Genomic DNA, 25,124 nt, shown 5'->3' on the forward strand with positions numbered 1-25,124 from the left:
CGTAATCCCAATTTGACGTTAAAATTGCCGAGCGCTGCGAATCCAACTGAAGCGCTTGTTACGCAACTTTTTCACGCAGAAGGTTCAAGTGCTGCCAACTTTGTTTAAAGAGCGTTTTGAAATTCGAAGTTGGCTCAAACTCGACGACTACCCACTTAAGCCGATTAAGTTCACTAAGTTGTTTATATACTTCGGGTAACGGAACACTTCCCTGGCCCAGAGCAACAGACTCTGCATTGGCAAAATCTCTTAAGTGTAGGTGTGATACTTTGTCACTATGCTCATAAAGAAAGTCATTAACATTTACGTTAGCTAAATGAAGCCAACCGACATCAATGCAAAGATCTACATGTTCAAAATGAAGCTCATTTTCAAGTATTGAAAAAGGAGTAGAAGTTTCACCACGGTTTATTAAAAACTCGAAGTCATGGTTATGATATTGAAGCTTAATACCTTCTTTGGCATACAGTTCAGCCAAACTGTTTAAAAAACCACATGTGGTTTTGAAATTTCCCAGACTTCTATCGTGCCACCCCAAAGGACCAGAAACATATAAGTTTCGGCATTCATGACGGCTTAAATAGCTTATTAGCTCATTATGTTTCACGAGTTGTTCTGGCGCGACATGTACACCGACGCAATCTAACCCAAACTGATTAAGTTCTCTCTCGGCTTCTAGTAGGAAAGGGAATTCAACCCCATCATAGCCAGTCTCACCTATAAACTTGAGAACATGCTCTAACTCACTTTTCAAGACTTCTTCAGGAACACCAAATAACTGAGCTCCTATTTTCATCTACCCTCCTACGTTGCGTTTGCGATGAACGGACAGCGTAATCCGTGCGTCTAGCCACCGGAGATGGCGATGTTTGATGGCATTGTTATGTCCGATGCTCACTACTCCTTTTGTTTTTCTCTGTTGTGTGAGTGATTGCATTCTCACATCCCAAAAGTGCAGTATCTGCAAATACATAGCACCGCACTGACCATCAATCGCAAATTAACCCCTAGACAGAAACCTTAGAATATAACGTTGTGATAATGGGCTCTTTCCAAGTCATCCAAAACTACTTAATCCCTTGTATCCAAGTGACTTCTAGAAGGTACTGCATTGACAAATGCGTTTCGTTAATAGCCTTGTGAAGCCAGTGACAACCTAAGTACAATACGCCATTTTTGTTTCACTAGAAGTGCTTTGAGTGCTGAAACCAGATTCAGGACTTTTTGCAACGAAGTTGATGTGCTGATTAGCTATCCATTTCTCAAGTGTCATTCGGTTGAACTTTTTCAGAGCAACGTTATCCGGTTTATCAAAACTGAATCCGCCCTCGCACAGAACACCAGCCACCGCCTTGAACTTTGATTCTATTATGGTTAATGAAGGTTTACCTACTTTGCCGTCATATACCGCTAACAACAAGTATGCGCGTTCTTCTATGGCTCTGTTAAATATAACAACATTGGAGTTAGGTGAATTTTTAGAAGTACAAGCAAATAAAAATAGCGAAGCAAATGCCACCAAAACTTGTTTCATAAAAGCCTTTCTCTTTGAGGTATAACGCTGTAATGACGGGCGCTTACTAAACCACCCAAACTGATTTAATCCAATGTATTCACGCCACCTTGAAAAGGTGACGTGTGGACAAAGCGTCCCGGCCATAGCTTTGTTATACAAATGCATTTGGCCAAAGACCAAGAACTTATATAGCTTCAATAACCAGCTCTGCGTTAACTTCGCTTGAAGGAGAGGATATGATTACTTTACTATTGGGGCTCGGCACTTCAATTGTAAACTCAGCACCAGCAGCAACATTGAATCCAACTTTAATACCATCAATATCTAGGACGATGTCACCCGCATGTTCACTTTTGTTTCTGAAGGTTTTCATAAAATTTTCACCTTATTGTTAAAGTTATATAACGCTGCCACAAACGGCGAGCGTGTTTTTTCGATTTCAGTACCCGAATGGCGCGATGTTTAATAACCTTGGTATTTTTGTTAACTTCCCGGCTCAATGAAGCCTTTCACTATCTCATTAAATACAGATTGATAGGCTGCTGTGTTTACCAAGTCAGGTCGAGTTTTAGACAATAGAGAAAGAGTGACTTTTGCATTTTCAAAGTCTTCCAACGCTACGTGTGACATAGCCAAAACTAACATTGAACTTTCGTCCTCGCTCACTCTCTTATCAAGTTCAAATGCTTTCAATATAGAACCAACTGCGCTTTCATAGTTTCGCTCATTGAAATAAGCTTGGCCAAGGAGCGAATATGCTTTTGAGGTTTTTTGCATATTCAGCGATTTTTTAAAGTAAACTATGGCATCAGAGAAATCCCCTTGAAGAAAGAAAGTTGAGCCCAAACTAAAGAAAATAGCATGACTTACATCATTATCTTCAACCATACCTAAAAGTACTTTTTGGGCTTTAGCTAACAGTTCAATTTGAGATTTTTCATCTTGACTATATTGAGACTGTGTAATATACAACTGAGCCAAATCGTTTGCATAAGTGTTGTTTTTTTCAACTGAGCTTATAAAAGCTCGCTCTGCATCAGGAAAATTTCTCTGTGCCAAGTAAATATAACCTAATTGTCTTTCGAAGTATCCGTTATCTTTATCACACTGTCTTTCAAGTTTTCTCCAAGCATCTAAGTAACGAACCGGGGCATTCTGCAAATGATCATAATTTATGTCTTCCCAGAATAAAGTACATTCATCTAATATTTCACTATTCGCTACACTAGATGTACTCATAAAACCCAAAATCGTTCCTAGCATAAGGAATTTTGAAAGGAGATTTTTATTCATAAGAAATATCAAGCCTAAATTTAAAATTAAATAATTATTATTTTTCAACCCCTAGACATGTCATTAAAATAATTTTAATCAGATTTTTTCTCACCACCGATAAACATAACTCCCGCTTAACTTGCTACCAACTGCAACACACTCAAACGAGCCACCGTAATCACAAAAGCCAAACCGACCAAAAATGCCATAGGTTCGCAGCTTGAATTGCTTGTTATATTTAGTCTGCAATTTCAAATATGGAATCAATGATGATAGGTAAATTACCCCTTACGGACATGGCTCCAAAAACTGAACGCGCATGAACACCCTTTTCACCAAACACGTCAGCCATTAAATCAGAGCACCCGTCCAACACTTTAGGATGTTGTTCAAAGTCAGGGGTGGCATTAACAAAGCCTTGGAGTTTTACAACTCGGGCTACTTTGTCTAACGAGCCCAGTTCGAGTTTAACCGCCGACAAAATGTCTAAACCCGCAGACTTGGCAAAAGTGTACCCTTCTTCTGTTGTGTATTCTTGACCTAACTTACCCTTCGGTACTTTGCTTAAGCCCGCCACCGGCCCTTTACCTGAAACATAGAGTAAGTTGCCAGTTCTCACACAATTACAATAACTACCTTGAGGATCGCTTGCTTGAGGTAACTCCAACCCAAGCTCTGATAGTCTCATCTCGATGTCCATTTATCCTCCATGATTGAACAAAAATATAACGCCGCAATAACGGGAACTTACCAAACCGCCCAAAACTGATTTAACCCTTTGTATACACAACACCTTGAAAAGCTAAAGCAGTGACAAAGCGTCCCGTTGATAGCGCTTGTTATGTAACTTTTCCGCGCAAACCGATTAAGTTTCCGAACGGATCTTCGAGCTGACACATTATTAGCCCATGCTCAATCACCATTGGCCCCCGATACAACTTAGCTCCGAGGGCCTCCAGACTTGAAAGCCTCTCCGACCAATTTTCAACAAACCAGTAAACAACCGTACCCTTTTTGCCTTCTGATACTTTTTCATCTGCTTGGACTATCTCCAAACTAATGCTGTTTAGCTCAAGCACTGTAAAGTCTGATTCTGGGTAGTAAACAGATGATGCTTCTGGGAAGGCTTTTTGATACCACTTGAGTCCCTCTCTGATATCAGGAACATGGATAAGTACTGCTACTGGAATCATTGCTTTCCTTCGTACATAACGTTGCAATAACCGGCGCTTACCAAACCACCTAAAACTGCTTTAAGCCCTTGTATTAACGACACTTTGAAAAATTACCGCATTGACAAATGCGTCCCGTTCATGGCCTTGTTATGCCAGAAGCCTTGGGTTAAATTTGCCCCTAAATTTATGTAGTTAGTTGAAGTCCCGCATTCAAAAAGTGGTTGGCGTCTAACCCAATCATTTCAGCCTCAGTGGTGTTTTTGGTTTTTGCATATTCCGAAACCAAGTTGTAACCAATCCAATAGCCAGCGTATTTCGGAAACTCTTCCGGATGTGAACCTAGAAACAACTTATCAAATGAAAAATCCGTTGTATTCATAATATGTTTCATTTTCCCTAGCCCATTACGCCAATCATAGCTTTCTAATTCTCTAAATAATGACGATTGCTTCCCATTCGTAACCACATACTCAAAGTGACACGCCAAACCTTCCATGATTATTTGCTCTAACAAGGTCCCTGTTGGCATTTGGTAGCTCAGTCTCGTTGCGTGATGAAGCTCATGCGCAAGGACCTCAAGTAAATCCTCTTGAATAACTTTGGCAATATCGTTGCGAGAGCAATCAATTAACAATTCAACTCTATGTTCACTTAGCGCATAGCCACCCAAGCCTGAAGGTGACTCCTCACCTTTTTGGAATGGCGAAACGGTAATATCGATTCTAGATAATTCAAAAAACTCACTTATTCGATCTAAAGCGCGTTCAATTGTATCTTCCAGTAGACCTGAATAACCACTTAGCATTCCAGATGAATTGAGTATCGTAATATTTATTCCCAAATCTTACTCCATTAATTATGGCTGAGCTTAAACAGGATATAACGTCGCCTTAAAGGGCTAAAAACACACACTTAACGTGTTTTAACCACCGTAAACTACAAAATTTAAAAAAATCAAAAAATGATCCAGTGTTTTTAATCCCATTCAAGGCTTTGTTATGAGTTTGGTACAACATCAGCCGAACTAAATCCTCTGAAGAGATAGAGCATAAAACCCGACACGGCAGGAAAAAGGAGAGAAAACAAAACCAAGAGAACTTTGTTATAAACACGCTTTGCGGAAAAGGCCACACAAAATGAGTAAATAGTCATGTGCAGTAAAAACAACAGTACCATCGTCTTCAGCGATATCTCTGCCCAACCATCAACAGGCAAGTAGGTCAAAGCAATGGCAACCAAAAATGTGCCATAGCAACTAACACCAGCATACTTAGTTATCAATTTGGTTCCCTCCTAAAACTCATAACGAATGACATGGATTCCCCCTCACGAGGATTTGCCACACTTAGGTGTCGCGTTAAATATCGGAGGTAACCATGTCTTCTCAATTCTTTTGTGGCGTTGACCTCGCCAAACACCATTTCTCTCTCCACGCGGTTGATGACCGAGGAAAGGTCATCCTTCATAAATCCGTGTCACGTGCTAAATTGCTGACTACATTAGCAAATATGCCAGCTATGCGTATAGGCATTGAGGCGTGTAGTGGTGCGCATTATTGGGCCAGAGCGTTCACCCAATTAGGCCATGATACCCGCATCATGGCGGCTAAGTATGTCAGCCCATACCGCACAAAAGGCAAAAACGACCTTAATGATGCCATTGCTCTCTGTGAAGCCGTTCAACGCCCCAATACCCGGTTTGTTCCTGTTAAATCACCTTGGCGCCAAGCCATTCTTGCTGCCATCGGTAAAGGTGAGCAGTTCGACGCCGGCAGAGACTTTGCTGCTTGGTTGGGATTAGTTCCCAAACAGTATTCAACCGGCGGTAAACCTCGCCTTGGACGCATGAGTAAACGGGGCGACAAGTATCTACGAACCTTGCTAGTTCACGGCGCGAGGGCCGTCATAACCAACCTCGGGGAAAAACAAGACAGGCTCAGTACCTGGGGGAGAAGCGTCCTCGAACGACGAGGGATGAACCGAGCCATTGTCGCACTGGCAGCTAAGAACGCCCGCATTAACTGGGCGTTGTTACACAACCAAACCGAATATCAAGACTACGCCGCCTGAGTATGAGGCGGCGCAGGGAAACACACCAACCGGGTCATTGCAGACGCAGCTGATGAGGATAGGTTAAGACCATTTGCAGAGAGCCTGTTAATGCGGCGGACACATTGATGTCTTCTAACGCCAATCTGTTTAATAGAAAGGGGCACTGCAACCGCGTAATGTCATCAGGGCCATGACGTGAGTCAGTGAAAAGCCGAATATAGAGCGGCAGTCCAAAACCCATTTTCAAAAGTCTAGCGGATGCTTGACGAACGGGGGAATCCATGTAGCCGCGTTAAGTGGTGAGCGAACGTGTGCCATGTCTGAGCGAAGCGAGTTCGGCACACGTTTGCGAATCCGACTTAAACATTTTGTTATGTACGTCTTTGCACTACCAAAGAATATGTATGCCAGTGCTTTTCTTTACCAATCAGGGTTTTGCCAATTTCATCTCTTTCGTTGAATCTCAAGATGTCGAAATCTGTAAATATCTCGAGCAGCTCCTGTTTAGTCACAGGAGAAGTAGGAACCCGAAAACCACTAGCCCAGCTATCTTTGTACCCTAGAAAATCACCAGCAAATACACCACCAATTGCAATTGAGGATGTGATCTTTTTCACGGTTGATTTGAATGCGTCAGGATCAGCGAAGAAGAGACTTGAATTGGCAATTACAATACCTGCGGTTTCAAAGTTAAACGATTCAAATGATCGTTGCTGGAGGTAGACATTTTCTATTGAATCGAAGCGTTCACGACAAATTGAAATAGAATCCTCATTAACGTCGAAGCCAAAAACATCGAAACCTTGTTCATTTAAATAAGCAATGTCACTGCCAGTACCACAACCACAGTCTACAGCTACTTTGGAACTAGAACCATTGGATTTAACTACAAACTCGGTGCGTGGGTGATGTGGGCGAGATAGTGCTTTTTCATAGTACTTTCGCCAATTTTCGGTATTTTCATCCATGAATATTTATAACCCTCAAAGTACATAACGAATGACATGGATTCCCCCTCATGAGGATTTGCCACACTTAGGTGTCGCGTTAAATACCGGAGGTAACCATGTCTTCTCTATTCTTTTGTGGCGTTGACCTCGCCAAACACCACTTCTCATTGCACGCAGTTGATGACCGGGGAAAGGTCATCCTTCATAAATCCGTGTCACGCGCTAAATTACTGACTACATTAGCAAATATGCCAGCTATGCGTATAGGCATTGAAGCGTGTAGTGGTGCGCATTATTGGGCCAGAGCGTTCACCCAATTAGGCCATGATACCCGCATCATGGCGGCTAAGTATGTCAGCCCCTACCGCACAAAAGGCAAGAACGACCTTAATGATGCCATTGCTATCTGTGAAGCTGTTCAACGACCCAATACGCGCTTTGTTCCTGTTAAATCACCTGAGCGCCAAGCCATTCTTGCTATTCACCGAATGCGTGAGCATTGGGTGCAGGAGCGGACTGCCCTCATTAATCGTATCCGTGCTTTGCTCGCCGAATTTGGCATCGTCGTTCCAACCGGACGTGCCGCTGTCCATCGCGAGGTTCCTCTTATTCTCGAAGCCGCTGAAAACGGCTTACCTGATATCGCCCGTGCTGTCCTGGCAGATTGCTTCGAGCACTTACAGACACTGAATCAACGTGTCGAAGACACCGACCAGTGCTTTGAGATGGTAGCCAAAGCCAGCCCTACTGCGCAGCGTATGCTCAACGTCCGAGGCGTCGGACCTCAAACCGCCACAGCCATTATTGCTGCCATCGGTAACGGTGAGCAGTTCGACTCCGGCAGAGACTTCGCCGCCTGGCTAGGACTAGTCCCGAAACAGTATTCAACCGGCGGTAAACCTCGCCTTGGGCGCATCAGTAAACGGGGCGACAAGTATCTACGAACCTTGTTAGTTCACGGCGCGAGAGCCGTCATAACCAACCTCGGGGAAAAACAGGACAGGCTCAGTGTCTGGGGGAGAAACGTCCTCGAACGACGAGGGATGAACCGAGCCATTGTCGCACTGGCAGCTAAGAACGCCCGCATTATCTGGGCGTTGTTACACAACCAAACCGAATATCAAAACTACGCCGCCTGAGTATGAGGCGGCGCTGGGAAACACACCAACCGGGTCATTGCAGACGCAGCTGATGAGGATAGGTTAAGACCATTTGCAGAGAGCCTGTTAATGCGGCGGGCACGTTGATGCCTTCTAACGAATTAGGCACTGCAACCGCGTAATGTCATCAGGGCCATGACGTGAGTCAGTGAAAGGCCGAATGTAGAGCAGCAGTCCAAAACCCATCTTCAAAAGTCTAGCGGATGTTTGACGAACGGGGGAATCCATGTAGCCGCGTTAAGTAGTGAGCAACGCTTACACCTAACCTAACCCATTGTGCCGTATACACTAAAGCTGAATCAAACCAAAAATGCCGAGCGTTGCGAATCTGCCTTAAACGCTTTGTTAGCTGTTGCGCCGAAGTCTCGCGACTGACTCACCAACAACTGCCTTAACTTTTTCTGGGTCTTGGTTCTCACAGTACTCACGATTTATAAACAGCATCACATCATTGCCGTCAGGTTTATCGAATGTACAATTCGAATTCTGACAAATTTCCTTGATTACATTTTCACTAACTGGGACGGCATGAAAGTGACAATTGAAGCCCTTTGAGAAACCAAGTTTGGAGAAAATTACCTTTTGAGGAGAAAAATTTCTTTGAAGTAACCCTTCGACTTCCGCTAAAACCAGACCTAATGAAGCTAATGATTTTTGGCACAAATCCGATAGTTCCGTTGATTCCGACTTTGAAGCAACCATCAAATAACCGGCATAAGTAGAGTTCATCCTATGATTCACGACCCAATACTCATTTTCAAAAACTACATACTCATCTGGGATCATTATTTACTCCTAAGACAGCTAACGCCTCGCTTAACCGGCGTAAAATAGCAGGCTAAAATTAGCGACGAAGGAGCGCAAGCCTGCTGTTTTGCGTCCTTTGGTTTAAGCGTTTGTTATGAGTAAATAGAACTCCACTCTATAATTGAGTCCCATTCTAATTCTGACTCGACCACTTTACCTTTTGCGTGGTAATTCTTACGGTAAGAAAAGATATTATTGTTTAGCTTGAAACCACTAACAAAAACTTTTTCTACAACCTCTAAACGAGATACTAATTTATTTTCTAAATCAAAGATCGCAACTCTAGTTATTGGACCCTTTTTATAGTCAGTTGTCAGCCACTCTTCAATAGCTAAATAACGGCCATTTAATAATTCACTACGAGAGAAGCCATAAAAGAAGTTAGGAACTTTTTTTCCTTCAATCTCTAATGAGTAATATGCTGGACCAAACCTAATTTCATTCTCGTAGTTCAATTGATACCGCATACTCGAATTTACTCATAACGCCCGCTTAACTTGCTGCCAACTGCACCACACTCAAACGAGCCACCGTAATCACAAAAGCCAATCCGACCAAAATGCCATAGGTCCACAGTCAGGTTGAAGCGATTGTTAGCTTTGTGCGCTGATGCTCGTCTGGGATAGCTACAATCTGGAAGTCATCTTCATATATGACTAGACCCGGAACATCTGATGTTAACTCGGTAACTATGAAGCCACATTTTTCAACATACGGAATTATGGCAACTACATGAGCAATGATATCAACCGCTGTATCCTTAAACCAACAAACACCTTTCAAACTTTCTGGATTGTCAAAAACATCAGGAATTGGAAATGAACTCATCAACCATTCTAGATGTGTATCAAGGTCAGCTATACAGGTTCCCTCAGCTTGCCTTTCTCGACTGATGCGATAAGCCACGCCTAAGATTCCTTGATTCACTCCAGACTGTTTGTTGATATGCCCAACGACAAAACGTTTGAACACTATTTGTCCCTCATGACTCAATCAAAAAGCTAACGTCGCAATAACGGGCGCTTATCAAACCGCCAAAAACCGCTTTAATCCTTTGTATTCACAACACTTTGAAAAGCTGCCGCAGTAACAAAGCGTCCACGTTCATGGCCTTGTTAGGCGAAATTTCAGAGAGTTATACGCATGTCCGCACAATCAAAAAGACCATCACCCAAAGCGGGAAAACGCGTATGGTTTTTAAGCGTACCATGATTTGTAAAACCCGACTTTTCTAATACTCTTAAGCTTGCAACATGCTCGATGAAAGGACTTGTTCTTACTTCATTTATGCCCAAACTTCTTAAGTACTCCAGACCATTACGGCACAACTCAGTCGAAATGCCTCGATTACTAAATTTGTCTGATATACCAAAATGAATCTCAGCATGTTGTTCGTTAAACACAAAAACAACTAACCCAAACACAAAGTCATTTTGGGTTTCTGCCACACCATAAACGCGTACCTTGGGATGAATTTCTATATAGAATTTTCTCCACTGTTTGATTTTCGATAGAGTGGTTTTAGTCGAATCGTGAGGTGCTGTTGATATGAACCTTGCTGAAATACTAGAGCCAGAGTAAAGATTAAATAGAGAGTTCGCATCGGTCTCTCGAAGTTCCCTGACTCTAAAGATCTCGGTCTCAAAATTCATTGAACCTCCATTCGCCTAACGCCGCGTTCTAGCGAATCCCCTCAAAATTCCTTTTCTAAACAATAAGAAGGACGCGCACCGTACCCTTTGATCTAATGAATTTCGCCAAAAACACATTCCAATAAAAAGGAATTACCGATGCGCGATATTCAGATCCTACAAGAGACGCTAACCAATCATTGTCCCACTATTCATAAAAAACGACTTCAATCTCTGCTACTTGCGACTGAGTCTGCACTCGATGGGGCTGACCTCACTCTTACCAAACTTGGCCGGTCTCTTAACACCACAACCACGCCTAAACACACTATAAAACGGGTGGATAGGCTTCTCGACAATGTACAGCTACAGCGTGAAAAGGATGACATTTATAAATGGAATGCCCGACTTATTACTGGCGCTAACCCTTGCCCTGTCGTTCTTATTGATTGGTCTGATGCCAGAGAGCAACTGCGTTACATGACACTAAGGGCATCCATCGCGCTTAGCGGCAGAGCAGTCACTCTCTACGAGCAAGCCTTTGAATATGCACAATATAACTCACCCAACACACACCAGTACTTCCTTGATAAACTTGAGAAAATATTGCCTCAAGATGCTACGCCTATCATCGTTTCTGACGCGGGTTTTCGAAATACTTGGTTCCGTCAGGTTCAAGCTAAGGGATGGTTCTGGCTTGGCCGTGTTCTTGGTGAGGTCTCTATAAAGCTCGAACGAGACGATTGGCAATGGAACAAGAAGCTCTATCCCAAAGCGACGAGCAAACCTCTTTTTCTTGGGCGGTGCCAACTTGCTCGCCGCTCACCTCTCAACTGCTATGCATATCTTGTGAAACAAACACCTAAAGGACGAAAAGCCAAACGTCACTCTCGCACATGTCAGAAGCACAGTGCGTCTCGACTCTTCGCTAAAAATGCCAAAGAACCTTGGTTACTCGTTACCAACATTCCTACAAAAACGCTGAATGAAGTTCAGATCACTCACTTATATGCCAAGAGAATGCAGATTGAAGAAGCCTTCCGAGATTTAAAAAGCACAGCCTACGGCTTAGCATTACGTCACAACCGAACGCGTTGCACTAAACGACTGAATATATTGTTATTAATTGCACTGCTGACTGAGTTACTCATGTGGTGGAATGGCCTCGTTGCCACCCGAGCACAGTGGCAGTACGACTTTCAAGCTAACACTATCAAGCATCGTCGCGTGTTATCCGTCCCCCGACTAGGACGCGAAGTCAGAAAGCGGCAAAGGTACATCATCAGCGAACAGCAATATCGATGGGCTATCCTCGAGTATCTACAGCTGACTCATTATTCTGGACTCGGGCAATTATGAGGGGATCCTTCAGCGCCGCGTTAAGTGGTGAACAACGCGACCACCTAACCTAAACCATTGTGCCGTAAACACTTAAGCTGATACAAACCAAAAATGCCAAGCGTTGTGAATCCGCCTTAAACGCTTTGTTAAATGGTTATTCCTCGTCTGGATCAAATGTATATTCAGGATAATAGTTGAGAACATTGTACATTTTAGGTTTACCTCTTACGGTTTGAACCTCAACATCAACAACAAACGCGAGCTCTTGCCAAGGCTTACCTAAAGAAGGATCCGGATGCAACATCGCTTCTTTTAGTGCATTGTTTTCAAAAATAACTTTCAATGCTGATTTTGAAATGTCATCGATAATTGCTTTGTTACCTGTGTCAGAGTTGGGGTCAAACTTAGTTTGATACCAATACATTACCTTTTTAAGGTGTTTATTCTCTTGGGGAGTATCAATATCTTCAACCAAGCGACCGATACGGTTTTGAATTGCAGCGGCTTCAGTTGAATTGAGAATGAACTGATTGATAACCTTACCGCCATCTGAAACATTGATGTTCATTTGCGAACCATGGTCTTTAGCAATTGGCTCTACAATTTTGTTCTACTCTTGCAAATCTTGTTTGGTCATCTCTTTAGGTGGATGATTAGTATTACCCAGTAACCAATTACAAGTATTCTGAACCACACTTGCCCATTGGGCTAACGAACCGCCCTCCCAAATTAACGGAACTATAGGGGCAGCCTGTGAAACTAGCTCTACAACTATTGAGCCTTTCCTCACTTCTTTAATGAGTAATTCCGAACCAACATCTGTTAATACGTCGGTCTCTGACTCCACAAACTTGTGGAACTGCTTGTTGAACGACAACAAAGACAAAGAAAGGTCTTCTAGCCCAACAGGAAGCCTATTATCAATTGTTATCTCTAACTTTTTCGAAAAGTCGATTTCAATTATATTCGACATTATTTCCTAACCATTTAACGCTGCCATAAACGGCGAGCGTGTTTTGCGAGTCCAGCCCCCGTAGGGGGTGATGTTCCCCCGATTAAGCGGACACCTAATTACCTAAATCTGTTGTTTCTCAAACGCTATTGGAGATACATAACCGATACTCCCATGGAGTCGTGTTCGGTTGTAAAAGTAATCAATGTATCGCCGGAGTTTCTCTTCAAGCTGCACCAAACTTCCAATAAACGCATCCTTAATTAATTCGCCTTTCAGCGTTTTGAAGAAGGACTCCACTTCCGCGTTATCTGTGCAATGACCAGGACGATTCATACTTTGCATTGCACCGATACTGCTCAGGTAATGACGTACTCGATCCGCGCAATATTCACGACCTCTATCTGTATGGAATAATAACCCTTGCTTAGGCTTCCTAGCTCTCACCGCCTTCGTGATTGCGAGCATGGTCAAGTCCGTGTCTAGTCGATGACTTAAAGACCAACCCACAATTTTCCGCGAACATAAATCGATGACAACGGCTAAGTATCCCCACTTGTTGCCGACTCGAATGTAGGTCACGTCCGACGACCATTGCTGGTTAATTTTTAAGGGCTTAGACAACTCTCTACGACGATTTTTGAGCCCTTTGAAGAACGCTCTACTTTTGTTTCGACGGCGATAGACTCTGTCAACGCGTGCCTTTAATCCGGCCTCTTTCATCAGGCGAGCTACGCGTTTCTTACCCACTCTGACGCCTTCCTGCTTCAACGCTTCGTGTATTTTCGGGCTACCATATCTGCCTTCACTACGTTTGTGCAAAAGCGCTATTCTTTCGCCCAGCACCTTGTCTATCTGTGCATGCTTAGATACACCACGTTGCAACCACGCGTAGTAGCCACTACGTGACACCCTAAGGTGCAGGCACATTAACTTCACAGAATACACACCAGTGAACGCTTTTATGAATCGGAAGGCTTGCGCCTTTGTTCTGCTTGAAATCGTTGCCACTCCTTTAGGATGTCATTTTCCTCTTCAAGCTCTGCAATACGCTGTTTTAATGCAGATATTTCGTCTTGTGATTTTGGCTTATTCTGCGATTTTGGAGGGACTTTAGGCATACCAAACACTCCATCTAGGTAAGCCCGTCGCCACTTCGAAAGCATAAACGGATGGATATCTAATGCTTCTGCAACTGACTTGACTGTGCGGTGACTTTGAAAGCTCCACTCCACCGCTTTACGTTTAAAGTTTAGTGAATATTCCGCTGTCTTTTTTCCTGATTTGTAGGCTGGCATAAGGCCCCCTCTATGGACTGAAATGTGTGTCCACTAAATCGGGGGAGGTCCAGGGCGATGTTTGATGGCCTTGTTATGTTCTCAGGCTAATTGCCAATTTCGCTTGTTGAAAAGATCTGCTCATTACGCATTTCAACAATAAGTTCTTCTGAAATGTACTTTCTTCCGCCATGTTCAGCGAACCACTGCTCAATTCTATCGCTATGAGCTTCGTCAGCCCTAACTCCAGCCTCAATTTGCTCATATGCCTCTTTGCTGTCATATTCCCAAATAGCGAAAATCTCAACATCACCACTTTCCAGAGCCTTCATCCAGCGGCCCGTTAACCTTGCTCCGTGCTTTAGCTGATTAGGTAAATTGATCGTATTGAATAACTCATTAAAGCTATCGACAAACTCACTTTTTACGATGTAGAACTTTCTTCTATGAAACATCTACCTACCTTAATATGGTTACGACCTTGGACCTATTGAGAACATAACGCCCGCATAACGGGCAAATAATTAGCTTGGCTAAACTGAGGAACGAAGTGACAAAAGCCAAGCTTTATTTGTCACAGTTAATGCGCTTGTTAGCTACAATTTATTGATTCCAAGTAATAGCCAGAAACCCCCACTTTAACTGTAGCTTTGCAACTTCTATTACGTTTAGGACATAAATGGCCGTAATCATAGAGGCTCCATTCACCTTCATTAGGAACCTGTAATACAGAGTACAGGCCTTTACTTCTAGAATTACCAACATCAACACATCTAACATCTAAAACATCACGACTGTCTGAAAAAAACTTCGTTGGTATTGCCGGTATAGAAAAAATCAAAGCAAACAAAAAATAAGCACCGAAGGCGCTAAAAATAATTACACCTACAATGAATTTTGAGAGCTCAACAAACTCACCATCAAAAAACAGCTTTTTTAATCTATCAAAACCAGATGGCTCTTTCGATTTTCCTTCAAACACTTTAAGAAGGATAATAAAACCCAGAACAAACAATATAAATAAGCTAATTAGGGCATACGTTTTAACTATCGCAAACGTGTAATATGGGAAACGAGCATGATAGGCCAAATAAAACATAATTAAGCCTACTGACATCGCAATTACAAATTGTGATTTGGATACTCTCATTACAGACCAGTAGCTAACGTTCGAATAACGGGCGTTTACTAGCCCAAACTGATTGAAGCGCCGAAACCACTGCGTTTCTATGAAAAAATGCGCCACGAGTAAACGTCCCTCGTTCATTCGCTTGTTATGTTTACCTTACTTTTCCTGTCAACACTTTAAAAGTGAAAAAGATCAGTAAATATAGAAAAAACATACCATGCGTGAGAAAAAAAACTCCGAAAGTCCAGTAATGATATTGATATCTTATAGCACTGCCGTGTGATACGGTTTTCAAAAGGTTGGGATCATTTAAATACCCAAAGTATGCTATGCAAATCAAGGAAGAAGAAACAGCAACTAATGTAAGGAGTGCCCTAGCCATATGCTTTTTAAGCACATACTCGCACTTGGAGTGAAGCTCACGAAGGAGATATGCATAGACAAGAACGAAGGATACGGAAAAAGACAGAATAAAATAGTCATCCATACCTGTCCCTGCGTCTAACACAAGTCCAAACACAGGTATTGCAATTAAAACTATCGGATTAAATCTATATTTCATAGTAAACATAACAGTGTATTGGACACCAAAGTGGTGTATTTAAACACCCCATTGTGTCCACCAATAACAAGTCACTGTATTTTATTAGTGACCAACATATTGATTTCATTTATCTATCTGCAAGTTCTCAATTCCAGTCTGAGAAAATGCACCAAACCGCCTTGCTTCGGTATTATCGACCATTGACAACCACACTGGATAAAACCACAGGCACTCCAATCAATGAAATCTCTGTTCCTTCAAGCCATCAGCGAGCACATGTACAAGCGTCGCTATTCTAAGCGAACCATACAAACCTATCTTCGTTGGATTGCGGCTTTCATAAGGTTTCATGATATGCGACATCCCTCAACCATGGGTGACCCAGAAGTAGAGCAGTTTCTGAATTACTTGGTGAATCAGCGAGATGTCGCCGCCAACACGCAAGCCATTGCACTCAATGCATTGGTTTTTATGTATCGGGATTTTATTCAAAAACCACTATCACAAAAGCTTGATTTCATCTCGAGCCAAAAGAAAACCAAACTACCTGTTGTTTTAACCCGCGCCGAAGTGAAGCGCTTCTTGGAGCACTGCCCTGTTCAGCATCACCTGGCATGTTCACTAATGTATGGCAGTGGCCTGAGAATAATGGAAACGGTAAGGCTTCGCGTCCAGCATATTGATTTCGACTATAAATGCATTCGGGTGATTGATGGTAAAGGCGGGAAAAACCGTGTCGTTACACTTGCGCCAGAACTATTTTCGGCGATTAGAACTCAGATTGAACTCGTCCAATATACCTTGGTGACAGACAACGATAATCCATCTTTTTCTGGTGTATGGATGCCACACAGGCTGCGCGATAAGTATCAGTCAGAAAGTAAAGATTTACCTTGGCAATACTTATTTCCCGCCAAAGACCTCAGTAAAGACCCTGAATCAGGTCTTGTACGCCGACATCATATTGATGAAAAGCAAATCCAACGTGCAGTAAGGAAAACAGCAAAGAAAGCGGGCATTGATAAACACGTTACCCCTCACACCCTGCGACACTCTTTTGCTACACACCTTTTGCAGTCGGGTGCAGACATTCGAACGGTACAAGCTCAGTTAGGCCACTCAGATGTGCGAACCACTCAGATCTACACACACATCCTTCAAAATGGTGCGCATGGTTTAACCAGCCCGTTATCAAATATGTAAGCACGCTACCGCCCCTGTGCGCGCAACCCAGTAGTCGTATTGATTGAAATACTAATAAACTGGGCACCACAATAGAAATTCTGGGAATACTTCTACGATCAACCTCAAGCAATCGGTAAACAAAAACCGCGGCCTAGGCCGCGGTTTTATTTAGTTTTTAAACAGATACCTTTTGGACTTAGCCTTCCATTTCGGCGATTTTCACCTTCCAGGTGTCTGGGCCGATTTGGTGGGCGTTGTCACCGCGCGAATCGACGGCAACGGTCACTGGCATATCCACGACGTCAAATTCGTAAATCGCTTCCATACCCAAATCTTCAAACGCTACAACGCGTGCTTTCTTGATGGCTTTTGCAACAAGGTAAGCTGCACCGCCAACGGCCATCAGGTATACCGCTTTGTGTTCTTTGATGGATTCAACCGTTGCAGGACCACGCTCTGCTTTACCAATCATGCCGATAAGACCGGTTTCGCTGAGCATCATGTCAGTGAACTTGTCCATACGGGTTGAAGTCGTTGGGCCTGCAGGACCAACAGCTTCATCGCCGACTGCATCAACAGGGCCTACGTAGTAGATGAAGCGTCCATTGAAGTCCACACCTTCTGGCAGGCTTTGACCGCTGTTCAGCATTTCCTGAATACGTTTGTGCGCGGCATCACGACCGGTCAGGATCTTGCCTGAAAGCAGAACCGTTTCACCGGTCTTCCAGTCTTGGATATCTTCTTTGGTCACTTCATTCAGGTTCGCACGGCGAACGTTTTCGCCAACTTCCCAGGTCACTTCTGGCCATTCTTCCAGTTTTGGTGGCTGAAGGTCGGCTGGGCCCGAACCATCAAGGGTGAAGTGAACGTGGCGAGTCGCGGCACAGTTAGGGATCAAACAAACAGGCTTAGACGCTGCATGCGTTGGCGCGGTTTTGATTTTCACATCAACAACCGTGGTTAAGCCGCCAAGACCTTGTGCTCCGATACCCAGTTTGTTCACGCGGTTGAAGATATCAAGGCGAAGCTCTTCTTCTGCGTTTTCTGGACCACGGTCAATCAGCTCTTGAATGTCGATGTGTTCCATCAGAGATTCTTTTGCCAGCACAGCCGCTTTCTCTGCCGTACCGCCGATACCAATGCCGAGCATGCCCGGTGGACACCAGCCCGCACCCATGGTTGGCAGAGTTTTCTCTACCCACGCTGCTACATCGTCAGATGGGTTGAGCATTACCATCTTGGTTTTGTTTTCAGAACCGCCGCCTTTCGCCGCGATTTGAATTTCCACTTTATCGCCCGGCACCATGTTGATGTGAACTACCGCTGGGGTATTGTCTTTGGTGTTCTTGCGTGTACCCGCAGGGTCTGCAACCACAGAGGCCCGCAGCGGGTTGTCTGGGTTGTTGTATGCGCGGCGAACACCTTCATCGACCATTTGTTGTACGGTGAGGTCGCTTTCCCACTGAACGTTCATACCGATGTTCACGAAACAAGTTACAATCCCGGTGTCCTGACAGATTGGGCGTTTGCCTTCTGCAGACATGCGGGAGTTGATCAGAATTTGGGCGATGGCGTCTTTAGCCGCTTGGCTTTGCTCTTTTTCGTACGCCTTTTCGAGGGCTTGAACAAAATCGATAGGGTGATAGTAGGAGATGTACTGTAGGGCGTCAGCGACACTGTCGATGACATCTTCCTTACGAATGACAGTCATAGTTGCCTCTTTAATTTTTATGATTCCTTGGCGCTGTTCGCTCACTTATCAATGCAGGCTAAACAGTGCTTCCAGTCGAGCTTTGTATTACGAATAGGTATTACAAAATAGTAGGCCGCTTTCTCCTATTCGGCAGCTTTGCCAGAGAAGCGACCCTCTCGCGTCCTTGATTGGGCGAATGACTTTTCGCCGCTTGATTTTTCACTTTCCAAACTTAGCTTTAAAAGCCACGATTATGATACTCTTACGGCCGATTTAGCGCCAACAGACGCTTCAATGCCGATCACAAAAACACGAAAATGACCGAATCGAGACGAATGCCTATCACTCTGCAGTTTCTTCAGTACTCGCCATCAGCACTCACGTCGCTTTTTTCCCGTATTGAATCCCAACCTTGGGCAATGCTGCTGCAGTCTGCAGCGGAAAAACATCCGGATAACCGCTTTGATATTCTGGTGGCGGACCCCATCGCGACGCTTTGCAGTGAAAGCGGCATCAACCGCATTTGGCATCGTGACGGTCGCACCGCCTCCAGAGAGACTGATCCGTTCGAAGAGTTGCACGCGCTTCAGCTTTCCCTTTTACCTCGCACAGAGCCTATCGCACCTTGGCCATTCCTTGGCGGGGCTTTGGGTTACTTCGCTTATGATCTTGGCCGTCAGGTAGAAACTCTGCCTGAGCTGGCAACCCGTGATATCGACATTCCAGATATGGCGGTGGGTATTTATGACTGGGCAGTGATTGCAGACCATAAAGAGAAAAAGCTGGTGCTGATCCAGCCTGAAGGTGAAAACAAACTGGCATGGCTGGAAGGCCATAAGGAAGTTGAAGCCTCAGCATTCGCTATGAAAGGTGAATGGCAGGCGAACATGACGCCGGAAACCTATGAAGAGAAGTTCGACCGTGTGCAGGCGTATCTAAAGTCGGGTGATTGTTACCAAATCAACCTTGCTCAACGCTTTGAAGCGCCGTATCAGGGTAGCGAGTGGGAAGCTTACCAAAAGCTGGCCAAAACCAATGGCGCGCCCTTCTCCGGTTTTATTCGTTTGAAAGATTCTGCCATTCTTTCTGTCTCTCCAGAGCGCTTCTTGCAGCTTCATGGCAGGGAGATTGAAACCAAGCCGATTAAAGGCACCCGCCCTCGTAATAACGACTCTGCAGTTGATTCGGCAAACATCCATTGCTTGAAGAACGCGCAGAAAGATCGTGCCGAAAACCTGATGATTGTTGACCTGCTTCGCAATGATATTGGCCGAGTCGCCTCGCCAGGTTCGGTAAATGTACCTAAACTTTTTGATATTGAGACATTTCCAGCCGTCCATCATATGGTCAGTACCGTAACGGGGACGCTTTCTGATGATAAGTACGGTGAAGATTTGCTCCGAGCCTGTTTCCCTGGTGGTTCCATAACCGGAGCGCCCAAAGTGCGCGCGATGGAGATCATCGAAGAACTGGAGCCGCATAGACGCAGCATTTACTGTGGCAGCATTGGCTACTTGAGTCGTTGTGGCACCATGGACACCAGCATTACGATTCGTACGCTGGTCTGCCATCAACAACAAATATATGCCTGGGCTGGCGGCGGCGTGGTCGTAGACAGTGAGGCGGCATCGGAGTATCAGGAAACACTCGACAAGCTCAGTCGGATTCTTCCTGTGCTGACTTCATAAAAGGCGGTACAGCGCATTCTGAAGTAGGTAGGACGCATGTTAAAAACACCATGGATGGAAAACACCTCGCTACAGCAACCGGCCATTCTGGCGCATCAGACGCGCCAAAGCCCTATGCATCCCCTATCCCGCCATTGGTTAATACAGCGTTTTAGCCTGAGCCCCAGTTACCATTACGACAAACGCGTGATTCAACGTGCTACCGATGCCATGCGTCGGGAAGGAACACCAGATCTTCGTCCTGCCGCTGTGATGATCGCCCTTGCAGAACGTGATGGCGAACTGCATGTCTTGTTGACTAAACGCGCAACGCATTTGAAACACCATCCAGGACAAATTAGCTTCCCCGGCGGTAAAGTCGAAGAATCGGACACCGATATAGTGGAAACAGCAATTCGTGAAATGGAAGAAGAGATTGGCGTCACCACTGACAGAGCACATCTCCTTGGCTGTTTAGCGCCACTTCCAACCGTCAGCGGGTACCTTGTTACGCCTGTTATCGCCTTTGTGGATGCCGATTACTCGCCCGTGCTGGATGCCAATGAGGTTCATAGCCTTTTTGAGGTGCCACTCGCTCAATTTTTAAGACGCGACGCCATTACCAAGCAACCTTTCCATGTTCGTGGTAACACCTACCACATCTACGCCATGAGCTATGAAAACCACCTGATCTGGGGTGTTACGGCTCAGATACTTCACGCCCTCAGCCAGCAACTTGTCCTCAACTAAGTTTTAATACCTAAACTTTTTTTTGGGTCTTTAAACGGCATTTTTAAACCATAAAAAATGTGAATGTAGTAAGGTCAAATAAATTCGTCACACGAAATATTGTTACCGCAAAAATGATCCAAATCACAGTTTGCAGTGAAAAAATGTAAACAATACGCATCAGTTCCCGATCTGTTCCGTATTATTTTTGGTGATTAAACGATGCAAACTCAGTCAAGCACGACTTCGAGCGCAGGCAAAATGAAGTGGTCTGCTCAAGACACCACCTGGATGCTATCTCTGTTTGGTACAGCGGTAGGTGCAGGTATTCTGTTCCTTCCTATTAACGCTGGTCTGAACGGTTTCTGGCCTCTGGTTGCTCTGGCAATCCTGGTTGGTCCTATGACTTATCTGGCTCACCGTGGCCTTGCACGTTTCGTTCTGTCTTCCAAGAAGCCAGGCAGCGACATCACTGAAGTGGTTGAAGAGCACTTCGGTGCGACTGCGGGTCAACTCATCACTCTGCTTTACTTTTTCGCGATTTACCCGATCGTTCTGATTTACGGTGTTGGTATCACCAACACTGTTGACTCTTTCATGGTTAACCAGCTTGGCATGGAATCTCTGCCACGCGCTGTTCTCTCTATCATCCTTATCATGGGTATGATGTCAGTCATGCTGGCAGGTGAGAAACTGATGCTGAAAGTGACTCAGTTCTTAGTTTACCCTCTGGTTGCCATCCTGCTGTTTATGTCTATCTACCTGATCCCTGACTGGAACATGTCTGCACTGCAGCAAATTCCTACAGCGGGTGATTTCATGACAACCTTGTGGATCTCTATCCCAGTACTGGTTTTCGCGTTCAACCACAGCCCTGCGATCTCTGCGTTCTCTATGGCACAGACCCGTGACTACGGTGACAATGCTGAGCGTAAATCAAACCAAATCCTGTTGCGCACCTCGGGCATGCTGCTTGGTTTCGTTATGCTGTTCGTGTTCTCTTGTGTTCTGAGCCTGACGCCTGCTGATCTGGCAGAAGCGAAAGCACAAAACCTGGCGGTTCTGTCTTACCTGGCGAACAAGCACGAAAGTCCATTCATCTCTTACCTGGGTCCAGTCGTTGCCTTCGTTGCTATTGTGTCTTCTTTCTTCGGTCACTACTTGGGTGCACGTGAAGGTCTGAACGGTATCATCATCAAGCAACTGCGCTCTCGCGGTAAGCAAGTGAACATGAAGAAAATCGATATGTTCACCGTGGCATTCGTTATCATCACCAGCTGGATCGTGGCAACCATCAACCCAAGCATTCTGGGTATGATTGAATCACTGGGTGGCCCAATCATTGCGACCATTCTGTTCATCATGCCGATGTACGCCATCAAGAAAGTACCGTCTATGCAGAAGTACGGCGGTAAGGCGAGCAACATCTTCGTCACTTTCATGGGTATGGTAGCGATTTCAGCGATTATGTACGGTTTCATCGCCTAATTAATCGTGTAGAATGCACAGCCCCAAAAGAGCAAGGATGCTTAAATTCCTTGCTCTTTTTTGCTTTTTCACTGAGCCACGGAAAGGTACATACCCAACATTTAAGGTCAACAAAACCTAGGGTATATCGGCTCAGCAATATGTCGCCTCCACGGATGGATATAAACGAATTAATCCAAATGCCCGTCCATGTAAACCACGGGCATTGACTGAGGTATGACACATGATCAGCGTTTTTGATATCTACAAAATCGGCGTAGGTCCTTCCAGCTCGCACACTGTTGGCCCAATGAAAGCCGGTAAATCATTCATCGACGATCTGACCCGCATGGAGAAACTGCAGGACATCACCAAGATCACTGTGGATGTTTATGGCTCTCTGTCTCTGACCGGTAAAGGTCACCACACTGATGTGGCTATCATCATGGGTCTGGCGGGCAACTCTCCAGAGAACGTTGATATCGACAGCATTCCTGGCTTCATTGCGCGTGTTGAAGAAACCGAACGTCTGCCAGTAGGTATCCAACTGCACACTGTCGACTTCCCACGTGAAGGCGGTATGAACTTCCACACCACTAACCTGCCTCTGCACGAAAATGGCATGACCATTACTGCATGGTCTGGTGAAGAGAAAACCTACGCCAAAACTTACTACTCTATCGGCGGTGGTTTCATTGTTGATGAGGAGAACTTCGGCAAAGAAGACGAAAATAAAGTCGCTGTTCCTTATGAATTCAACAGTGCGGAAGAACTGCTGAACCATTGTAAAGAGACTGGCCTGTCAATCAGTGCGGTTGTGATGGCAAACATGCGTGCGATGCACACTGAAGACGAAATCGAAACCTACTTCGGTAACGTATGGCGCACCATGCGCGAGTGTCTGGATCGCGGCATGAACAACGAAGGTGTGTTGCCTGGTCCACTGCGTGTTCCACGTCGTGCGGCAGCGCTCCGCCAACAGCTTCTGTCTACCGAGAAGTTCTCGAACGACCCAATGGCAGTAGTTGACTGGGTAAACATGTTCGCGTTTGCGGTTAACGAAGAAAACGCCGCTGGCGGCCGTGTTGTAACCGCACCGACTAATGGCGCGTGTGGCATCATCCCAGCGGTTCTGGCCTACTATGACAAGTTCATTCAAACCGTGAGCCCACGTGAATACACCCGTTACTTTGCGGTTTCTGGTGCTATCGGTGGCCTGTACAAGCAAAATGCGTCTATCTCTGGCGCTGAAGTAGGTTGTCAGGGCGAAGTTGGTGTTGCGTGTTCAATGGCAGCAGCAGGTCTCGCTGAACTGATGGGCGGCAGCCCACAGCAGGTATGTATCGCTGCGGAAATCGGCATGGAGCACAACCTGGGTCTGACGTGTGACCCTGTTGCGGGTCAAGTTCAGGTTCCTTGTATCGAGCGTAACGGTATTGCTGCTATGAAAGCCATCAACTCTACCCGTATGGCGCTGCGCCGCTCTTCTGAGCCACGCGTGTCTCTGGACAAGGTTATCGAAACCATGCTGGAAACCGGTAAAGACATGAACGCTAAGTACCGTGAAACCTCTCAGGGTGGTCTGGCAATCAAAGTGATTTGCTAATCACCTTTGGTGATTCTCAATACACCACCTTTGGTGATTCTCAATACACCAAAAAGAAAACCGCCCAAGTAGGCGGTTTTCTTTATTCACGATTTGCTATTTGAATTTCAAGCTGTTGCAAGCAGGCCCTCCTCGTTCTTCAGTACATGCTTCTCTGCCGCATCAATGGCGCGGTAAAGACGCATTTTCGTCGCACTTAAACCAAGGCCAAGTACGTTACTGATTTCTTCGAGCGAGAGGTCATGTTCAAAACGCAGCACAAGGATTTCCTGTGCAGTTTTTGCCAATGATTGCACTGAGTTTGAAATACCCTGATCAGATGTCACGGGGCACTTCTCTTCAACGCCAACTTCCTCTTGCAACTCGTCTGAAACAAAACGTTGCGAGTGTGTCGCACGCTTCTTCAAATAGCTTCTGCACTGATTGTCTGCAATTGCATATAACCAGCTTCTGAATGCAGCTTCGCCGCGATAGGCGTGGATGTAGCGGAAACTCCGCACCAAGGTTTCTTGCAACACGTCATCCGCGTCATAAGGACAACCTAACCATGCCATGCATCGACGATGTAATGGTGACAGGTAGCTCGCGACCAGTTGGTCGAAGTAGTTGCGGGCTAACGGGTGCCCCGCCTGAATCTTAGCTATCTGTTCACGCTCACTGTTTTTAATACAGGTTGAATCCACTGAATGCATGTTAATACCCTCCTGGTATTCGAGTGGTGAACACAACCTAGCCAATGCAAACTGAACAATCAAACAGTGTTTTCTATTCAAAAATGCCTGTGTATATCAACAAACATGACCAGTTATTCATCACCGCTATTGAACGGCGTTTTATTATCAATCACTTATTGATACTGATTTAGAACAGCGTTCAATTACCCTAAAAAAGTTGCGACTTTAGAATGTCTCAGAAAGTCTCACCCGTGGAACACATTATCAGCTCTGGTCTAAGGTCAGACCTCGGATT

27 protein-coding genes are annotated in these 25,124 nt (G+C 44.9%); 8 read left to right on the forward strand and 19 right to left on the reverse strand.

Features of this window, described 5'->3' with window-relative positions; all coding sequences use genetic code 11:
* Nucleotides 1-58 precede the first annotated feature (58 nt).
* The 7 genes from K6Q96_RS10155 to K6Q96_RS10185 form a co-directional block, all read right to left on the reverse strand.
* On the reverse strand, nucleotides 59-796 hold the full coding sequence (locus K6Q96_RS10155) for a sugar phosphate isomerase/epimerase family protein (RefSeq protein WP_251875469.1): 738 nt from the start codon (nucleotides 794-796) through the stop codon (nucleotides 59-61).
* Nucleotides 797-1,156: 360 nt separating this feature from the next.
* The gene (locus tag K6Q96_RS10160) at nucleotides 1,157-1,534 is read right to left on the reverse strand and encodes a hypothetical protein (RefSeq protein WP_251875471.1); all 378 of its coding nucleotides are present in this window, start codon (nucleotides 1,532-1,534) and stop codon (nucleotides 1,157-1,159) included.
* A gap of 166 nt (nucleotides 1,535-1,700) precedes the next feature.
* Nucleotides 1,701-1,889, reverse strand: a complete 189-nt coding sequence (locus K6Q96_RS10165) for a hypothetical protein (RefSeq protein WP_251875473.1) — start codon at nucleotides 1,887-1,889, stop codon at nucleotides 1,701-1,703.
* A 110-nt stretch (nucleotides 1,890-1,999) separates the two neighbouring features.
* The gene (locus K6Q96_RS10170; RefSeq protein ID WP_251875475.1) at nucleotides 2,000-2,809 is read right to left on the reverse strand and encodes a tetratricopeptide repeat protein; all 810 of its coding nucleotides are present in this window, start codon (nucleotides 2,807-2,809) and stop codon (nucleotides 2,000-2,002) included.
* Between the two features lie 220 nt (nucleotides 2,810-3,029).
* On the reverse strand, nucleotides 3,030-3,491 hold the full coding sequence (locus tag K6Q96_RS10175) for a RidA family protein (protein ID WP_251875477.1): 462 nt from the start codon (nucleotides 3,489-3,491) through the stop codon (nucleotides 3,030-3,032).
* A gap of 139 nt (nucleotides 3,492-3,630) precedes the next feature.
* Nucleotides 3,631-3,984, reverse strand: a complete 354-nt coding sequence (locus K6Q96_RS10180; RefSeq protein WP_251875479.1) for a VOC family protein — start codon at nucleotides 3,982-3,984, stop codon at nucleotides 3,631-3,633.
* Between the two features lie 166 nt (nucleotides 3,985-4,150).
* Complete coding sequence (locus K6Q96_RS10185) at nucleotides 4,151-4,807, reverse strand: DUF2268 domain-containing putative Zn-dependent protease (RefSeq protein WP_251875481.1); 657 nt, start codon at nucleotides 4,805-4,807, stop codon at nucleotides 4,151-4,153.
* Nucleotides 4,808-5,342: 535 nt separating this feature from the next.
* Here K6Q96_RS10185 and K6Q96_RS10190 point away from each other — a divergent pair.
* Nucleotides 5,343-6,035: a transposase gene (locus K6Q96_RS10190; protein ID WP_251875496.1), complete on the forward strand. Its 693-nt coding sequence runs from the start codon at nucleotides 5,343-5,345 to the stop codon at nucleotides 6,033-6,035.
* A 353-nt stretch (nucleotides 6,036-6,388) separates the two neighbouring features.
* Here K6Q96_RS10190 and K6Q96_RS10195 read toward each other — a convergent pair whose 3' ends face one another.
* Nucleotides 6,389-6,985 (reverse strand): class I SAM-dependent methyltransferase, encoded by a 597-nt coding sequence (locus tag K6Q96_RS10195; RefSeq protein WP_251875498.1) that lies wholly within the window; start codon nucleotides 6,983-6,985, stop codon nucleotides 6,389-6,391.
* Nucleotides 6,986-7,083: 98 nt separating this feature from the next.
* Between K6Q96_RS10195 and K6Q96_RS10200 the strand changes: the two genes are divergently transcribed.
* Nucleotides 7,084-8,106 carry an IS110 family RNA-guided transposase gene (locus K6Q96_RS10200; RefSeq protein WP_251875500.1) on the forward strand — a complete coding sequence of 341 codons (1,023 nt, stop codon included), beginning with the start codon at nucleotides 7,084-7,086 and terminating at the stop codon, nucleotides 8,104-8,106.
* A 366-nt stretch (nucleotides 8,107-8,472) separates the two neighbouring features.
* Here the strand turns inward: K6Q96_RS10200 and K6Q96_RS10205 are convergent, their stop codons facing one another.
* From K6Q96_RS10205 to K6Q96_RS10220, 4 genes are all read right to left on the reverse strand, one after another.
* Nucleotides 8,473-8,913, reverse strand: a complete 441-nt coding sequence (locus K6Q96_RS10205) for an HIT family protein (RefSeq protein ID WP_251875501.1) — start codon at nucleotides 8,911-8,913, stop codon at nucleotides 8,473-8,475.
* A 113-nt stretch (nucleotides 8,914-9,026) separates the two neighbouring features.
* Nucleotides 9,027-9,389 carry a hypothetical protein gene (locus tag K6Q96_RS10210; RefSeq protein ID WP_251875502.1) on the reverse strand — a complete coding sequence of 121 codons (363 nt, stop codon included), beginning with the start codon at nucleotides 9,387-9,389 and terminating at the stop codon, nucleotides 9,027-9,029.
* Nucleotides 9,390-9,510: 121 nt separating this feature from the next.
* Nucleotides 9,511-9,906 carry a hypothetical protein gene (locus K6Q96_RS10215; RefSeq protein WP_251875503.1) on the reverse strand — a complete coding sequence of 132 codons (396 nt, stop codon included), beginning with the start codon at nucleotides 9,904-9,906 and terminating at the stop codon, nucleotides 9,511-9,513.
* A gap of 155 nt (nucleotides 9,907-10,061) precedes the next feature.
* Nucleotides 10,062-10,586 carry a GNAT family N-acetyltransferase gene (locus K6Q96_RS10220; protein WP_251875504.1) on the reverse strand — a complete coding sequence of 175 codons (525 nt, stop codon included), beginning with the start codon at nucleotides 10,584-10,586 and terminating at the stop codon, nucleotides 10,062-10,064.
* A gap of 138 nt (nucleotides 10,587-10,724) precedes the next feature.
* Between K6Q96_RS10220 and K6Q96_RS10225 the strand changes: the two genes are divergently transcribed.
* Nucleotides 10,725-11,924: an IS4 family transposase gene (locus K6Q96_RS10225; RefSeq protein WP_251875505.1), complete on the forward strand. Its 1,200-nt coding sequence runs from the start codon at nucleotides 10,725-10,727 to the stop codon at nucleotides 11,922-11,924.
* 136 nt (nucleotides 11,925-12,060) lie between these two features.
* On the opposite strand, the gene K6Q96_RS10230 is transcribed toward K6Q96_RS10225, so the two are convergent.
* From K6Q96_RS10230 to K6Q96_RS10250, 5 genes are all read right to left on the reverse strand, one after another.
* Nucleotides 12,061-12,474, reverse strand: a complete 414-nt coding sequence (locus K6Q96_RS10230) for a hypothetical protein (protein ID WP_251875506.1) — start codon at nucleotides 12,472-12,474, stop codon at nucleotides 12,061-12,063.
* A gap of 42 nt (nucleotides 12,475-12,516) precedes the next feature.
* Complete coding sequence (locus K6Q96_RS10235; RefSeq protein ID WP_251875507.1) at nucleotides 12,517-12,879, reverse strand: hypothetical protein; 363 nt, start codon at nucleotides 12,877-12,879, stop codon at nucleotides 12,517-12,519.
* A gap of 102 nt (nucleotides 12,880-12,981) precedes the next feature.
* A protein-coding gene (locus tag K6Q96_RS10240) for an IS3 family transposase (RefSeq protein ID WP_251875508.1) occupies nucleotides 12,982-14,156 on the reverse strand; the annotation gives its coding sequence in 2 pieces (ribosomal slippage) (nucleotides 12,982-13,871 and nucleotides 13,871-14,156; 1,176 coding nt in all).
* An 86-nt stretch (nucleotides 14,157-14,242) separates the two neighbouring features.
* Nucleotides 14,243-14,590 carry an NIPSNAP family protein gene (locus tag K6Q96_RS10245; protein WP_251875510.1) on the reverse strand — a complete coding sequence of 116 codons (348 nt, stop codon included), beginning with the start codon at nucleotides 14,588-14,590 and terminating at the stop codon, nucleotides 14,243-14,245.
* Between the two features lie 137 nt (nucleotides 14,591-14,727).
* Nucleotides 14,728-15,381 (reverse strand): hypothetical protein, encoded by a 654-nt coding sequence (locus tag K6Q96_RS10250; protein WP_251875512.1) that lies wholly within the window; start codon nucleotides 15,379-15,381, stop codon nucleotides 14,728-14,730.
* Nucleotides 15,382-16,048: 667 nt separating this feature from the next.
* Here K6Q96_RS10250 and K6Q96_RS10255 point away from each other — a divergent pair.
* Entirely contained in the window at nucleotides 16,049-17,011 is a 963-nt protein-coding gene (locus K6Q96_RS10255; protein WP_251875514.1) for an integron integrase, read from the forward strand.
* A 178-nt stretch (nucleotides 17,012-17,189) separates the two neighbouring features.
* Here K6Q96_RS10255 and K6Q96_RS10260 read toward each other — a convergent pair whose 3' ends face one another.
* A complete protein-coding gene (locus K6Q96_RS10260; RefSeq protein WP_251875516.1) occupies nucleotides 17,190-18,704 on the reverse strand; it encodes a fumarate hydratase in 1,515 nt (504 codons plus the stop codon).
* A 317-nt stretch (nucleotides 18,705-19,021) separates the two neighbouring features.
* On the opposite strand from K6Q96_RS10260, the gene pabB reads away from it, so the two are divergent.
* From pabB to K6Q96_RS10280, 4 genes are all read left to right on the forward strand, one after another.
* Nucleotides 19,022-20,374 carry an aminodeoxychorismate synthase component I gene (pabB, locus tag K6Q96_RS10265; protein WP_251875518.1) on the forward strand — a complete coding sequence of 451 codons (1,353 nt, stop codon included), beginning with the start codon at nucleotides 19,022-19,024 and terminating at the stop codon, nucleotides 20,372-20,374.
* 36 nt (nucleotides 20,375-20,410) lie between these two features.
* Nucleotides 20,411-21,103, forward strand: coding sequence for a CoA pyrophosphatase (locus K6Q96_RS10270; RefSeq protein ID WP_251875520.1), 693 nt, complete (start codon nucleotides 20,411-20,413; stop codon nucleotides 21,101-21,103).
* A gap of 201 nt (nucleotides 21,104-21,304) precedes the next feature.
* The gene (locus K6Q96_RS10275) at nucleotides 21,305-22,570 is read left to right on the forward strand and encodes a serine/threonine transporter (protein WP_251875521.1); all 1,266 of its coding nucleotides are present in this window, start codon (nucleotides 21,305-21,307) and stop codon (nucleotides 22,568-22,570) included.
* Between the two features lie 223 nt (nucleotides 22,571-22,793).
* Complete coding sequence (locus K6Q96_RS10280; RefSeq protein ID WP_251875522.1) at nucleotides 22,794-24,155, forward strand: L-serine ammonia-lyase; 1,362 nt, start codon at nucleotides 22,794-22,796, stop codon at nucleotides 24,153-24,155.
* A gap of 107 nt (nucleotides 24,156-24,262) precedes the next feature.
* Here the strand turns inward: K6Q96_RS10280 and K6Q96_RS10285 are convergent, their stop codons facing one another.
* The gene (locus tag K6Q96_RS10285) at nucleotides 24,263-24,847 is read right to left on the reverse strand and encodes an RNA polymerase sigma factor (protein ID WP_251875523.1); all 585 of its coding nucleotides are present in this window, start codon (nucleotides 24,845-24,847) and stop codon (nucleotides 24,263-24,265) included.
* Nucleotides 24,848-25,124: the final 277 nt, after the last annotated feature.

Source organism: Grimontia kaedaensis, assembly GCF_023746615.1.
Lineage (GTDB): Bacteria > Pseudomonadota > Gammaproteobacteria > Enterobacterales > Vibrionaceae > Enterovibrio > Enterovibrio kaedaensis.

Coding starts and splice junctions, on each gene's coding strand:
- K6Q96_RS10165 (WP_251875473.1), bottom strand. CDS start 1,889: ATGAAAACCTTCAGAAACAAAAGTGAACATGCGGGTGACATCGTCCTA.
- pabB (WP_251875518.1), top strand. CDS start 19,022: ATGCCTATCACTCTGCAGTTTCTTCAGTACTCGCCATCAGCACTCACG.
- K6Q96_RS10180 (WP_251875479.1), bottom strand. CDS start 3,984: ATGATTCCAGTAGCAGTACTTATCCATGTTCCTGATATCAGAGAGGGA.
- K6Q96_RS10245 (WP_251875510.1), bottom strand. CDS start 14,590: ATGTTTCATAGAAGAAAGTTCTACATCGTAAAAAGTGAGTTTGTCGAT.
- K6Q96_RS10220 (WP_251875504.1), bottom strand. CDS start 10,586: ATGAATTTTGAGACCGAGATCTTTAGAGTCAGGGAACTTCGAGAGACC.
- K6Q96_RS10225 (WP_251875505.1), top strand. CDS start 10,725: ATGCGCGATATTCAGATCCTACAAGAGACGCTAACCAATCATTGTCCC.
- K6Q96_RS10195 (WP_251875498.1), bottom strand. CDS start 6,985: ATGGATGAAAATACCGAAAATTGGCGAAAGTACTATGAAAAAGCACTA.
- K6Q96_RS10275 (WP_251875521.1), top strand. CDS start 21,305: ATGCAAACTCAGTCAAGCACGACTTCGAGCGCAGGCAAAATGAAGTGG.
- K6Q96_RS10285 (WP_251875523.1), bottom strand. CDS start 24,847: ATGCATTCAGTGGATTCAACCTGTATTAAAAACAGTGAGCGTGAACAG.
- K6Q96_RS10230 (WP_251875506.1), bottom strand. CDS start 12,474: ATGAACATCAATGTTTCAGATGGCGGTAAGGTTATCAATCAGTTCATT.
- K6Q96_RS10190 (WP_251875496.1), top strand. CDS start 5,343: ATGTCTTCTCAATTCTTTTGTGGCGTTGACCTCGCCAAACACCATTTC.
- K6Q96_RS10255 (WP_251875514.1), top strand. CDS start 16,049: ATGAAATCTCTGTTCCTTCAAGCCATCAGCGAGCACATGTACAAGCGT.
- K6Q96_RS10200 (WP_251875500.1), top strand. CDS start 7,084: ATGTCTTCTCTATTCTTTTGTGGCGTTGACCTCGCCAAACACCACTTC.
- K6Q96_RS10155 (WP_251875469.1), bottom strand. CDS start 796: ATGAAAATAGGAGCTCAGTTATTTGGTGTTCCTGAAGAAGTCTTGAAA.
- K6Q96_RS10160 (WP_251875471.1), bottom strand. CDS start 1,534: ATGAAACAAGTTTTGGTGGCATTTGCTTCGCTATTTTTATTTGCTTGT.
- K6Q96_RS10260 (WP_251875516.1), bottom strand. CDS start 18,704: ATGACTGTCATTCGTAAGGAAGATGTCATCGACAGTGTCGCTGACGCC.
- K6Q96_RS10270 (WP_251875520.1), top strand. CDS start 20,411: ATGTTAAAAACACCATGGATGGAAAACACCTCGCTACAGCAACCGGCC.
- K6Q96_RS10280 (WP_251875522.1), top strand. CDS start 22,794: ATGATCAGCGTTTTTGATATCTACAAAATCGGCGTAGGTCCTTCCAGC.
- K6Q96_RS10175 (WP_251875477.1), bottom strand. CDS start 3,491: ATGGACATCGAGATGAGACTATCAGAGCTTGGGTTGGAGTTACCTCAA.
- K6Q96_RS10170 (WP_251875475.1), bottom strand. CDS start 2,809: ATGAATAAAAATCTCCTTTCAAAATTCCTTATGCTAGGAACGATTTTG.
- K6Q96_RS10235 (WP_251875507.1), bottom strand. CDS start 12,879: ATGTCGAATATAATTGAAATCGACTTTTCGAAAAAGTTAGAGATAACA.
- K6Q96_RS10205 (WP_251875501.1), bottom strand. CDS start 8,913: ATGATCCCAGATGAGTATGTAGTTTTTGAAAATGAGTATTGGGTCGTG.